11 protein-coding genes and 1 tRNA gene are annotated in these 12,646 nt (G+C 63.6%); 4 read left to right on the top strand and 8 right to left on the bottom strand.

All coding sequences use genetic code 11. The features are described from left to right. Window positions 1-83: 83 nt before the first annotated feature. The 4 genes from EO99_RS0112175 to EO99_RS0112160 all read left to right on the top strand — a co-directional run bounded on the left by EO99_RS0112175 (window position 84) and on the right by EO99_RS0112160 (window position 4,359). A complete protein-coding gene (locus EO99_RS0112175) occupies window positions 84-1,106 on the top strand; it encodes an amino acid ABC transporter substrate-binding protein (protein WP_029618918.1) in 1,023 nt (340 codons plus the stop codon). 109 nt (window positions 1,107-1,215) lie between these two features. Continuing rightward, window positions 1,216-2,409, top strand: coding sequence for an amino acid ABC transporter permease (locus tag EO99_RS0112170; protein ID WP_029618917.1), 1,194 nt, complete (start codon window positions 1,216-1,218; stop codon window positions 2,407-2,409). A gap of 4 nt (window positions 2,410-2,413) precedes the next feature. Further along, window positions 2,414-3,571: an amino acid ABC transporter permease gene (locus tag EO99_RS0112165; RefSeq protein ID WP_029618916.1), complete on the top strand. Its 1,158-nt coding sequence runs from the start codon at window positions 2,414-2,416 to the stop codon at window positions 3,569-3,571. A 14-nt stretch (window positions 3,572-3,585) separates the two neighbouring features. Further along, on the top strand, window positions 3,586-4,359 hold the full coding sequence (locus EO99_RS0112160; RefSeq protein ID WP_029618915.1) for an amino acid ABC transporter ATP-binding protein: 774 nt from the start codon (window positions 3,586-3,588) through the stop codon (window positions 4,357-4,359). Window positions 4,360-4,522: 163 nt separating this feature from the next. Here EO99_RS0112160 and EO99_RS0112155 read toward each other — a convergent pair. From EO99_RS0112155 to EO99_RS0112120, 8 genes are all read right to left on the bottom strand, one after another. After that, window positions 4,523-4,598 (bottom strand) — tRNA-Lys (locus tag EO99_RS0112155). A gap of 136 nt (window positions 4,599-4,734) precedes the next feature. Beyond that, window positions 4,735-5,649, bottom strand: a complete 915-nt coding sequence (locus EO99_RS0112150) for a PhzF family phenazine biosynthesis protein (RefSeq protein ID WP_029618914.1) — start codon at window positions 5,647-5,649, stop codon at window positions 4,735-4,737. A 98-nt stretch (window positions 5,650-5,747) separates the two neighbouring features. Continuing rightward, the gene (locus EO99_RS0112145; protein ID WP_029618913.1) at window positions 5,748-6,857 is read right to left on the bottom strand and encodes an endonuclease/exonuclease/phosphatase family protein; all 1,110 of its coding nucleotides are present in this window, start codon (window positions 6,855-6,857) and stop codon (window positions 5,748-5,750) included. 46 nt (window positions 6,858-6,903) lie between these two features. Next, the gene (locus EO99_RS0112140; protein WP_029618912.1) at window positions 6,904-7,932 is read right to left on the bottom strand and encodes an ABC transporter ATP-binding protein; all 1,029 of its coding nucleotides are present in this window, start codon (window positions 7,930-7,932) and stop codon (window positions 6,904-6,906) included. Continuing rightward, a complete protein-coding gene (locus EO99_RS0112135; protein WP_029618911.1) occupies window positions 7,920-9,614 on the bottom strand; it encodes an ABC transporter permease in 1,695 nt (564 codons plus the stop codon). The genes EO99_RS0112140 and EO99_RS0112135 overlap by 13 nt, the downstream gene beginning before the upstream one ends. Window positions 9,615-9,628: 14 nt before the next feature. Further along, a complete protein-coding gene (locus tag EO99_RS0112130) occupies window positions 9,629-10,612 on the bottom strand; it encodes an ABC transporter substrate-binding protein (RefSeq protein ID WP_029618910.1) in 984 nt (327 codons plus the stop codon). A gap of 141 nt (window positions 10,613-10,753) precedes the next feature. Further along, on the bottom strand, window positions 10,754-11,275 hold the full coding sequence (locus EO99_RS0112125; protein WP_029618909.1) for an AAA family ATPase: 522 nt from the start codon (window positions 11,273-11,275) through the stop codon (window positions 10,754-10,756). 84 nt (window positions 11,276-11,359) lie between these two features. Continuing rightward, the gene (locus tag EO99_RS0112120; RefSeq protein WP_029618908.1) at window positions 11,360-12,586 is read right to left on the bottom strand and encodes an aminotransferase-like domain-containing protein; all 1,227 of its coding nucleotides are present in this window, start codon (window positions 12,584-12,586) and stop codon (window positions 11,360-11,362) included. Between the last annotated feature and the right edge of the window lie 60 nt (window positions 12,587-12,646).

Genomic DNA, 12,646 nt, shown 5'->3' with positions numbered 1-12,646 from the left:
TCAGCGGAGGTTGCGCTCGTGTTCACGAATGTGAACGGCAGGGCGACGAAGTCACAAGAACACAAAAGATAAAGGTTGGGAAAATGAAAAAGACGCTTCTGTCAGCTACGATTGGCGCAGCAGTCCTCGGCTTGGGCTCGGCTGCCTCGGCTGCCACGCTCGATGACGTCAAGGCAAAGGATTTCGTTCAGTGCGTGGTGAACACCGGTCTTGCAGGCTTTGCCGCACCGGACGCCTCGGGCAGCTGGACCGGTTTCGACGTGGACTACTGCCGCGCCGTTGCTGCCGCCATCTTCAATGATCCGTCGAAGGTGAAGTTCACGCCGACAACCGCGCAGACCCGTTTCACGGCGCTGCAGTCGGGTGAAGGCGACGTCCTGTTCCGCAACACGACCTGGACGATCAGCCGCGACACGGCTCTCGGCTTCAACTTCCGCACCGTCAACTACTATGACGGCCAGGGCTTCATGGTCCCGAACGCCCTCAACGTGAAGTCGGCTCTGGAACTCTCGGGTGCCGCCGTCTGCGTGCAGTCCGGCACGACCACCGAACTCAACCTCGCCGACTACTTCAAGGCCAACAACCTTGACTATCAGCCGGTCGTTTTCGAAAAGCTCGAAGAAGTGAACGCCGCCTATCAGGCCGGCCGTTGCGACGTCTACACGACCGACCAGTCCGGCCTTTACTCGCTGCGCCTGTCGCTGTCGAACCCGGATGACCACACGATTCTCCCGGAAATCATCTCCAAGGAGCCGCTTGGACCGGCCACCCGCCAGGGCGACGACCAGTGGTTCGACATCGTCAGCTGGACCCATTTCGCGCTTGTCCAGGCTGAAGAGTTCGGCATCACCCAGGCCAACGTCGACGAAATGAAGAACTCCGAGAACCCGGACATCCGCCGCTTCCTCGGCGTTGAAGCTGACACCAAGATCGGCACCGACCTCGGCCTCACCAACGACTGGGCCTACAACATCATCAAGCACGTCGGTAACTACGGCGAAGTCTTCGAACGCAACATCGGCAAGAGCACCCCGCTTGAAATCGAGCGTGGCCTCAACGCCCTGTGGACGAAGGGTGGCCTTCAGTACGCACCGCCGATCCGCTAAGATCGCGACGACTTCAGATGAGGCGGTTCGCCGCCTCATCTCTCTGAATAAAAACTAAAAGCAAAAACAAAAGAGACCTTAAAAAAGGTCACAAGGGGATAGGGCCGGCATGACCGATCACGCTGTAACTGCGCCGCCCTCCGGACGATCTTTGGCATCCTACATGTACGATCCGAAGTTCCGGGGGTTGTTCTTCCAGGCGCTGACACTCGCAATCATAATCATCTTTGGCTGGATGATTTTCGACAACACCACTGAAAACCTCAGCCGGTCGAACACGGCTTCAGGCTACGACTTCCTCAATGGTCGCGCAGGCTTCGACATCGGTCAGTCGCTGATCCCTTACAGCAGCGATTCAACCTATGGCCGCGCCATCATGGTGGGCTTCCTGAATACGCTGCTGGTGGCCATCGTCGGCATCTTCACGGCCACGGTCATCGGGTTCATCATCGGCCTCGGGCGACTGTCCCGAAACTGGCTGATCGCCAAGCTCTGCACCGTCTATGTGGAGGTGTTCCGCAACGTTCCCGTGCTGCTGGTTATCTTCTTCTGGTACAAGGGCGTCCTTGGCGCACTGCCACAGGTGCGGGACTCGCTTGCCCTGCCCTTCGGCATGTTCCTCAACAATCGCGGCCTCGCATTTCCGAAGCCGATCTGGGGTGAAGGCGCCTGGTTGATCCCGGCAGCACTGCTGATCGCCATTATCGCCTCCATCGCCGTGGCCCGCTGGGCAGCCGCCCGGCAGGCCGCCACGGGCCAGCAGTTCGGTACGGCACGGGTGGTGATCGCCCTCGTCATCGGATTGCCGCTGGTGGCCTATTTCCTCGGCGGCATGCCGCTGACGTTCGACTTCCCGGAAGCCGGCCGCTTCAATCTCACTGGCGGCGCCACCGTGGCGCCGGAGTTCGTGGCGCTCTACCTCGCGCTGTCCTTCTACACCGCCTCCTTCATCGCCGAAACGATCCGCGCCGGCATCGCGGGCGTGGCGAAGGGACAGACCGAAGCCGCCTCGGCACTGGGCCTGCAACCATCCATGACGACGCGCCTCGTCGTCATTCCGCAGGCGATGCGCATCATCATACCGCCGCTCACAAGCCAGTATCTCAACCTGACGAAGAACTCGTCGCTCGGCGTTGCGGTCGGTTTTCCGGAGCTGGTTTCCACGGGCGGCACGACCATGAACCAGACCGGCCAGGCCATCGAGGTCGTGTCGATCTGGCTGGTGGTCTATCTCAGCATCAGCATTGCCACCTCGATGTTCATGAACTGGTTCAACGCCCGTATGGCGCTGGTGGAGAGGTAAGGTCATGAACACGCGTAAGATTGGGTTTGTCAGAACCGAGCTTCTCCCGGCGCAGCCTGCGCCGGAGCATGCCGGAAGTGCGACCCGCTGGATCCGGGCCAATCTCCTGGCCACGCCGAAGGACATCATCCTGACCCTGGTGGCGATGGCCCTCCTCCTCTACACCGTCCCGGGCATGCTGAACTGGCTGTTCTTCGATGCCGTCTGGACCGGTGCCGACCGCGAGGCTTGCCTGACCGTCGCACAGGGAGGCGCCAAGCCCGACGGTTGGAACGGCGCCTGCTGGGCCTTCGTCGGCGACCGCTTCCAGCAGTTCATGTTCGGACGCTATCCTCTCGAGGAGAGATGGCGCCCGATCCTCGTGGCACTGATGTTCATCGGCCTCCTGACGCCCATCATGATCCCCAGGCTGCCGTTCAAGGGCTGGAACGCCCTGGCGCTCTTCGTGATCTTCCCGGTGGTAGCCTTCTTCCTGCTGCACGGCGGCAGCTTCGGCCTGGAGCAGGTCGAGACCCCGCTGTGGGGCGGCCTGATGGTGACGCTGATCCTCTCCTTCGTCGGGATCGCCGTCTCCCTTCCGGTGGGCATCCTGCTGGCGCTCGGGCGCCAGTCCAACCTGCCGGTGATCCGCATCTCCTGCATCACCTTCATCGAGGTGGTTCGCGGCGTGCCGCTGATCACCGTGCTCTTCATGGCCAATGTGATGCTGCCGCTCTTCCTGCCGACCGGCTGGACGATCGACAACTTCCTGCGCGCGCTCGTCGGCGTGGCGCTGTTTGCCTCCGCCTACATGGCCGAAGTGGTGCGCGGCGGGCTGCAGGCCATCCCGAAGGGCCAGTACGAGGGCGCCGATTCGCTCGGCCTCGGCTACTGGCAGAAGACCCGGCTGATCATCATGCCCCAGGCGCTGAAGCTGGTCATTCCCGGCATCGTCAACACCTTCATCGGCCTCTTCAAGGATACCTCGCTCGTGTCGATCATCGGCATGTTCGATCTCCTTGGAATCGTCCGGCTGAACTTCACCGATACGACCTGGATCACCCCCGTGACACCGATCACCGGGCTGATCTTCGCAGGTTTCCTGTTCTGGCTCTTCTGTTTCGGCATGTCGCGCTATTCCGCCTTCATGGAAAGCCATCTCGAAACCGGCCACAAACGATAATTTAGGGGAAAACAATGGCTGACGCCCAACCCAAGATCCGACCCGGCTCCGCAACCGACGTGGCCGTCGAAATCATCGGCATGAACAAGTGGTACGGGGACTTCCACGTCCTGCGCGACATCAACCTCAAGGTGATGAACGGCGAGCGCATCGTCATCGCCGGGCCTTCGGGATCCGGCAAGTCGACGATGATCCGCTGCATCAACCGCCTGGAGGAACATCAGTCCGGCACCATCACCGTCGATGGCATCGAGCTGACCAACGATCTGAAGAAGATCGACGAAGTGCGCCGCGAAGTCGGCATGGTGTTCCAGCACTTCAACCTCTTCCCGCATCTGACGATCCTCGAGAACTGCACGCTGGCGCCCATCTGGGTCCGCAAGATGCCGAAGAAGGAAGCGGAAGCGATCGCCATGCACTACCTGGAGCGGGTGAAGATCCCCGAGCAGGCGCTGAAGTACCCGGGGCAGCTCTCCGGCGGCCAGCAGCAGCGTGTGGCGATCGCCCGCTCGCTCTGCATGAGCCCGAAGATCATGCTGTTCGACGAGCCCACCTCGGCGCTCGACCCGGAGATGATCAAGGAGGTGCTCGACACCATGGTGAGCCTTGCCGAAGAAGGCATGACCATGCTCTGCGTCACCCACGAGATGGGCTTTGCCCGCCAGGTCGCCAACCGGGTGATCTTCATGGACCAGGGCCAGATCGTCGAGCAGAACGAACCCGCCGAATTCTTCGACAACCCGCAGCACGAGCGCACCAAGCTCTTCCTGAGCCAGATCCTGCACTAGCTGCCAGTTCTGTCCTCAGATTCACAAAAGATCGGCCGGAACCGCCAGACGCGGTTCCGGCCGATCTTGCGTTGAAGCCTGCAGCAGGCGCGGAAACGCCGTCGCGAGCCCACGTTGAAAACGTCGGCTGCGATGCGGCAAGATTATGAAAATCTGGAAAGAATGGTGGGTGATGTAGGGCTCGAACCTACGACCCGCTGATTAAGAGTCAGCTGCTCTACCACCTGAGCTAATCACCCGAGAACCGTTCGTTGCGGCCAGCGCCCCGTCGGTGTGAGCGCGTATAAAGGGGATCGAACGGGTTGTCCAGCGCTTGCGTGAAAATAATTGCTTCGCGTCGCGCAAGCAGCGCTCAAGCGCGATTTGCAAGGCAAATCAGAGCTCAAGCGTACCCCGGGCAAGCCGGACGGCCTGGCCGCCGATGCGTGCCTTGGCAATGGCTCCCTCTTTGACGTCGATATGCAGGTGGATGTAGGAGGGCCGCCCGATCTCGACGCCCTGCTCGACGAGGAGCGGATGATGGCCGTCCGGAAGGTCATCGAAATGATGGATCGCACCGGCCAGTGCCGCAACGGCAGAGCCGGTGGCCGGATCTTCAGCAATGCCCATGTCCGGGGAAAACATCCGCGCATGGAAGCGGGCCTGGTGATGCACGCCACCGCGGCAATAGACATAGGGCGACGCCAGCCCGCCGTCGGCGAAGGGCGCCACCTTTTCCCACAGGGACGCGTTGAACTCCAGGCTCTGGACGCTGGCCAGATTGTGCACCGGAATCAGGACGAAGGGTACACCGGCACTCCAGACCGAAGCGCGGTGGTTTTCGAACCCGATCGACGCGGCATTGAGGCTCAGGGCATCCGCGAGCCCCTGCCGGTCGAGCGGCAGGTCGATGGCAACCGGCGTCCTCGGCAGGTCGAACTCGGCAAAGCCGACACTGGCTGCGCGCAGGCGCACGGCACAGCGCACCGGCCCGACGTTCTCCTCCAGCACGCAAACCATGTCGAGGTCGCCATCGCTGCCGGTCTGAAGCTCCGCCAGGGCCACCGCGGTCCCTACCGTCGGATGGCCGGCGAAGGGCAGTTCCCGGCTGGGCGTGAAGATGCGAAGCTTGGCGGTGTGGGCCGGGTTCGTCGCCGGCAGCACGAAGACGGTCTCGGACAGGTTCATCTCCCGCGCCACGGCCTGCATGACATCGTCATCCAGTCCATCGCCGTCGAAGATCACCGCCAGCGGATTGCCGGCCAGCACCGTGTCGGTGAAGACGTCATAGATCCCGTAACGCCGCGTCAAAGCCCCCTCCCGTCGTGGTATGCTCCTTGCGCAACCTGCACGACGGCTGCCGTCCGCGCAACAGCTCCATCAGATTATCCTGAATCTCGCGCGTCGCCTCAGAGGCTGAGCTCCACCACCACCGGGCAATGATCGGAGGCCTTGGGCCGGTCCCAGCCGATCCGCGGGTAGCGCTCCACCTCCTGCCCCGGCGGAAAGGGCGTCCGGTATGGCTGCCCGTCGCGGATGATCTCCGGGATCATTTTCGCATTGCGGGTGGCAAGCGCCGACGACAGCCAGATGTAGTCGAGCTGGCAGAGATGCTGCTCCTGCGGCCCGCGGGAATGATAGAGCGTCCAGCGGTCGAGCTCGCCCCGCCGGCGCACGACGTTTTCGGCAAAGCCCTCAGCACTGAAGACGTCGAGCGCGCTGTTCTCCTCGCGCTGATAGGTGAACGCATGGCCGGAGCGGCGCGTCCCGGAGACCACCACCTTCTCCTGGTAGTCGTTCATGTCGCCGCAGATCGCGAAGTTCTTCCTGGCTGCGTGTTCGGCCCCGAACCGCTGTTCGATGATCCGCCGCACCGCCCTCGCCTCAGCCATCCGCACCGGCATCGTGCCGAGCCGACCGTCGCCGCTCTCGCGCGCGTTGCCCATCGACTTGAAGTGGACGACATAGAGCGTCAGCGGGCGCCCGCCGATGCGGATGTCGAGTTCCAGGCAGTCGCGCTTGAAGACCTTGTCGTGCGGCTTGACCATTGCCGTCGCCAGCGTCTCGTTGAAGACATCGAGGTCCTGATAGGTCTGCATCGCGTGGCTGCGGATGTCGACGAGCTCGATCGTCTCGCCATGGCGGGTCTTCTCCCGCATCAGCACGGCAACATCGATGCCGCGCGTGTCGTTGCCCTCGATCAGATACTTCTGGAGGTAGCCGTTGCCGACCATCCGGAACAGATAGCCGTATTCGAAGGCGTGCAAGGCGGGCATGTTGTCGACCTCCTGCAGGCAGAGGATGTCGGCATCCGCATCGGCGATCGCCAGAGCCGACAGCTGCCGCGTGTCGTCCGTGGCGGCGATGACCCGCGCCTGCTCCATCTGCTGGTAGGCGTCCTTGTCGTTGACGTCGTAGAGGCGCAGCACCCGGTCCTGCCGCAACTGGTTGCGGAAGCCGGAAAAGTCGAAGCGGGTGACGAGGTTTTCGATGTTGAAGGTGGCGAGGCGGACGGACATGAGCTCTCCCGGTTGAGGGGACAGTTATGCCCGCTGGCGGACCAGCCTACAATCGCCATCCACTGGCCAGCACCACGTTGATCGTGTCCCCCGGCCTCACCGCCTGCCGGGAGAAGGCGCGAAGCGACTGGCCGTCCGCCAGCTCGAGGCGCAGCGCGTAACGCTCGCCCTCGAAGAACGAGGAGGTGACGCGGGCAGCGATCCCGGATGCGTCGAGGACGACATCCTGCGGTCGCACCAGCACGCTGGACGGTTGCGCACCCTCTGCCGGTGCCTTGAGCGCTTCGTTCAACAGAGTCCAGTCCATCAGCCTGGGGGAGCCTGGCGCAAGCGGCACAGACAGGATCGACCCCTGCCCCACCAGTCCGCCGACGACGAGGCCCTCGGGCCTGGCATAGATCTCCTCGGGCGAGGCCATCTGCAGCAGCCGCCCCTCCGACATCACCGCAACGTCGGTGGCGAGCGCCATGGCCTCGCTCTGGTCGTGCGTCACATAGATCATCGTTGCCCCGGACCGGGCATGGAATTCGCGAAATGTCTCTTCCATCTCCTGGCGCAGGTGGCGGTCGAGATTGGCCAGCGGCTCGTCGAGCAGCACCACGTCCGGCTCCGTCACCAGGCAGCGGGCGAGCGCCACGCGCTGCCGCTGGCCGCCGGAAAGTGCTGCCGGTCGACGGTCGGCATAGGAGTCCAGTCGAACCGCAGCCAGCGCCTCGCGCACCTTCTGGCGCGCCCGCTCCTTGCCGACGTTGCGCACCTTCAACGGGTAGCCGACATTCTCGGCGACCGTCATATGCGGCCAAAGCGCGTAGGATTGGAACACCATCGCCATGTTGCGCCGTTCCGGCGGCACCATGGTCGCGGCATCGGCGAGCAGCCGCTCGCCCAGCAGGATCGACCCGTCGGTCGGCTGCTCGAAGCCGGCGATCATCCGCAGCACGGTCGTCTTGCCGCATCCGGACGGCCCCAGCAGCGCCAGGAACCGGCCGTCGCGCACCGTCAGCGACAGATCGCGCACGGCAGGCGCTCCGAGTCCGAAGCGCTTCTCCAGGGCATGGAGGATCAGCGGCGCCATGGCAGCGCTCCTGCCGGCAGCCGGCGTGCCATCAGTTCGAGTATCAGCATCAATATGACCACCATGATGACGACGAGCACCGAGAGTGCCGCGGCCAGGTCGAAGCTGCCGCTGTCGTCGAGATTGTAGATTGCCACCCCGAGCGTCTGTGTCCCGGCCGACCACAGCAGCGCGGAGACGGTCAACTCGTTGCAGGCAATCAGGAAGACCAAAATCAGCGAGGAGCCGGCCGCCGGCGCAATCAGTGGCACCAGCACGTCGCGCATCCGCCGGTAGAACCCGGCGCCGGACAGCCGCGCCGCCTCCTCAAGAGAGGGATCGAGCTGCCGGTAGGCGCTCACGACGGGCTTCAGGCTGACGGCGAGGAAGCTCGACAGATAGGCGATCAGAATGATCCAGATGGTCCCGTAGATCGAGAAGCCGAGGATGGGAAGCGGTGCCGCCAGCAACAGGATGAAGGCAACCGCCAGCACGATCCCCGGCAGCGCATAGGGAATTTCCGCCATGGCCGAGATGGTCGCCGCCGTCCGGCTCTTCGTCTGCACGATATAATAGCCGAGGAGAACCGAGATGACCAGCAGGCCGAAGGCGCTGGCCAGCGCCAGCGTGACCGAGTTGGAGAAGGCCGAGCGCGTCACCGACTGCCGGAACAGGACCTCTTCGTAGGCATGCAGGGTTGCCGTCTCCATGTTGAGCGGCACGCCATAGGCCGGTGCCAGCGAACTTGCCAGAAGCGCCAGGAACGGCAGGACGAGGATCACGAAGGTGACCAGCCAGAGCAGGATTTCGGCGGGCAGCCGCACTTGGCCAAGCCTGAAGACGGCCGCCTGCCCGGACAGTCCGATGGTGCGGAAGTCGCGTCCGCGCAGCACCCTCGCCTCCACCGAAAGCCCGGCGACGGCCAGCAGCGTGATCAGCGCCGAGATGATCGAGATGTCGGCAAAGGTCGTCGGGCCGAAGCTGGCAAACTTCGAATAGATCAGCGTCGGCAGCGTGTAGATCGAGGCCGGTATGCCGAGGATCGCCGGAATGCCGAAGTTGCCGACGCCGGACACGAAGGCGATCGCGGCGCCCGCGACCAGTCCCGGCAGGGCGAGCGGCAGGACGATGTCGAGCAGCACCCGCACCGACGAGGCCCCGGAAAGCCGCGCCGCCTCCACGCCCTCCTTCGGCAGCGCCAGCAGCCCGGAACGCATGGCAAGATAGACGAGCGGTGCATGCTGCACCCCGAACAAAAGGGCAATTCCGCCGATCGAATAGAGCGGCTGCGGGCTGCCGAGCGGCGGCGCCATGCCGATCGCCTTCAGAAGCGTGCTGGAGGGCCCGGTCAGTCCGATCCAGGAGAGCGCCGTCACCTGCGGCGGGATCATCATCGGCAGCATGAACAGAAAGCCGAGCAGGCTCCTGCCCCGCACGTCAAACAGCGTCAGCAGCACGGCGAAGCTGCCGCCGAGAACGACCGCAGCGATCATCCCGAGGAAGGAGGTGGTCAGCGTGTTGAGCGTCGCGCTCCAGAGGGCGGGGTCGGCAAGCAGCTGGCCGGCATCGCCGCGCAGGGCGGAGACCATGCCGGTCCACGCCAGCCGCGCCAGCGGCAGCACGCTCAGGATGAGGATGACGATGAGAACAAAAGGAAACAGCCAGCGCGGCTGGCTGTTTCCCGATCGCGCCGAAGACGGCATCTGCGGCTGACGGATCAGCCGGCGGTGCCGAAGATTTCGGAGAAGGTCTTGAGGTCTTCCTCCGAGGTCTTCAGGGCGTCGGCGGCATTGACCGGCAGAACCTTGATCTGGTCACGCGCGGGGAAGCCTTCCGGAACGCCCAGACCGTTGCGCGCCGGGATGTAGCCGAGGCCCAGCTGGATCTTCTGGCCGTCCTCGGACAGGATGTAGTCGATGAACTTCTTGGCGGCATCCGCATGCGGCGAAGACGACAGGATGGCGACCGGCTCGGTGACGGCGGACACGCCCTCTTCCGGGAAGACGAACTCGACCGGCGCGCCCTTGGCCTTCTCGCGGATCGGCATGTAATCGACGACCATGCCGTAGGCCTTCTCGCCGGAGGCGACCGACTTCAGGACGGCACCGTTGCCGCCGGAGGCGACTGCGCCGTTTTCCTTCAGCGACCGGTAGTAGTCCCAGCCGAGGCTGTCGATGCCGGTCAGTGTCTGGGCGTGGATGAGCGCTGCACCCGAGGTCAGCGGGCTCGGCATGGCGACGAGGCCCTTGGCTTCCGCCTCGGCGAGGTCCTTCCAGCTGGTCGGCTTCATGGCCGCCTGGGTGTTGTACATGATGCCGGTGGTGATCAGCTTGGTAGAGTAGTAGTGGCCGTCCGCGTCGTAGAGGGCGGCGTCGAAGTTCTGGGCTTCCGGCGACTTATAGGCCATCAGCTGGCCGGCCTGCTTCATCCGCTCGAGCGTGACGGTGTCGGCGATCAGCAGAACGTCTGCAACCGGGTTGCCGGCTTCGATCTCGGCCATCAGCTTGGCCATGATCTTCGGCGTACCGTCGCGGACCCACTCGACGTCGAGACCGGGATTGGCGGCCTTGAAGCCGTCGACGGTGGCCTGGGCGTCTTCATTGGGCTGGCTGGTGTAGATCACCAGGTCGGCGGCTTCGACGGCGCCGGCAAGCAGTGCGGTGGCGGCGAGAGCGGAAAAGGCGGAGACGATCTTGTTCATGGGATGGTCCTTCCTGCTGGGATTGCCCTCGCTAGACCACAGGCATCTGACAGGCTTATGACAGTCTGCCGACGTCATTGTGGATGAGGTGGCGGCGGCAGGCTTTCCACACGCCGAAACGCACCCTGCACCCTGTCAGGCTCACCGCCCTGGTGGACGGCTGCCAAGCGCGAGCCTGGACATCACCTCGGCGACGGATTGCTCCACATCCTGCGCCGCAGTGTCGATGACAAGTGGGCTTTGACCCCAGTCTTCATAGTGTCGGTTGGTAATTTCGTCCCAGCTCGGATTACTCGCTCCCGGACCGTCGGTTGCTCTTGCTTCCGCCCGTCGGCGATGCTCCTCCTTGTCCGAACAGATGATCTCTATTTCGACTGCCGGGACCCCCGATCGTGCTGCAACCGAGAGCCACGCATCCCTGGTGATTTTGATGCAGTTCACCGAATCCGCGATCACGGTGTTGCCGAGCCTCAGATTGTCTTCGGCAACCCCGTAGGCGACCATGTAGCCCGCCGGACCAACCTCGGATTTCAACACGTCAGAAGCTCGTATCGCCTGCTCGGCGGTATCGACGCGGACATAAGCCCCTCCGATCTCCTTTGCCAGGGCCCGAGCGACCGTGGTTTTTCCGGTGCCCGGCAGACCGCCAAAGATGATCAGCATGGATACGAACCTCCCCTTCGGACAAACAAAACCGATCGCTTCGATCAGCGATCGGCAGACTTCCGGGAGGCCCGTATCACACCTTTATGCAGCTTCGGCGACAGCCTGACCGATCAGCCGGCCGAGTCGCTGAATCCCCTCCTCGATCATCGCCTCGTTGGCGCAGGAGAAGGACAGCCGCAGGGTGTTGTTGTTGGAGCCGTCGGCATAGAAGGCCCGGCCCGGCACGAAGGCGACCTTCTCCGTCTGGATCGAACGGGCCAGAAGCTCGGCGCCATCCATGCCCTCCGGCAGCCGCACCCAGACGAACATACCGCCCTCCGGCTTCGTCCAGCTGGCGCCGGCAGGCATGTATCTGGCAAGGGCTGCCAGCATCGCATCGCGGCGCGCGCTGTAAGCCTTCTTGATCTTCGCCACCTGCTCGGGAAAGATCGTCTGCGCAACGGTCGCGACCGCCATCTGGTTGATCGTCGACGAATGCAGGTCCGCCGCCTGCTTCATCAGCACCAGCTTGCGGATGACCGGCATGGCCGCAACCACGAAGCCGACGCGCAGGCCCGGCGCCAGCGTCTTGGAGAAGCTGCCACCGTAGATCGTGCGGGTGTTCTCGATGCCGCCATTGCGGGCGATGTCCAGCGCCAGCACCGGCGGCACCGGCTCGCCGTCGTAGCGCAGGTTCTGGTAGGCGCCGTCTTCGATGATGGCGATGTCCAATTCATCGGCCAGGTCGAGCAGCTTTTCGCGCGCCGCGCGGTCGACCGTCTCTCCGGTCGGATTGGCGAAGTCGGGCGAGAGATAGGCGAACTTCACCGCGCCACCGGCCTTGGCGGCTGCCTCGCGGTAGCCTTCCGGCGTCCGGTTGCCGTTCAGCGACAGCTGGTCGTAGGTGGGTTCATAGGCGTTGAAGGCCTGCAGCGCACCGAGATAGGTCGGCCAGGTCACCAGAGCCGTGTCGTTGGGCGAAATGAACAGCTTGCCGAGATAGTCGAGCGCCTGCTGCGAACCGGAGGTGATGAAGACGTTGTCGACACCGCACTCGATGCCGATCCTGGCCATCTCGCCCACCAGCCATTCGCGCAGCGGCTTGTAGCCCTCGCTGACGGAATACTGCAGCGCGGCATTGACCTGCGGCCCGGAAAAGATCGACGCATAGGCCTCCTGGAAGGCCTCATGCGGAAACAGCGCCGGATCGGGAATGCCGCCGGCAAACGAGATGATGTCCGGCTGCTCGAGCAGCTTCAGCAGTTCACGGATTTCGGACGCACGCATTCTGGTGGAACGGGTGGCGAAGATATGTTCCCAATCGAGCACCGGATGTTTCCTCATCTTTCAATTTTGTTGGCCGAAGCATTACAGAAAGTTCGACAGGTC

The sequence above is a fragment of the Pseudorhizobium marinum genome (assembly GCF_000705355.1).
In the GTDB taxonomy this organism is placed as follows: domain Bacteria; phylum Pseudomonadota; class Alphaproteobacteria; order Rhizobiales; family Rhizobiaceae; genus Neorhizobium; species Neorhizobium pelagicum.
Note: the sequence above shows the minus strand (reverse complement) of the source record. Positions and strands in the feature narration are given on the sequence as shown.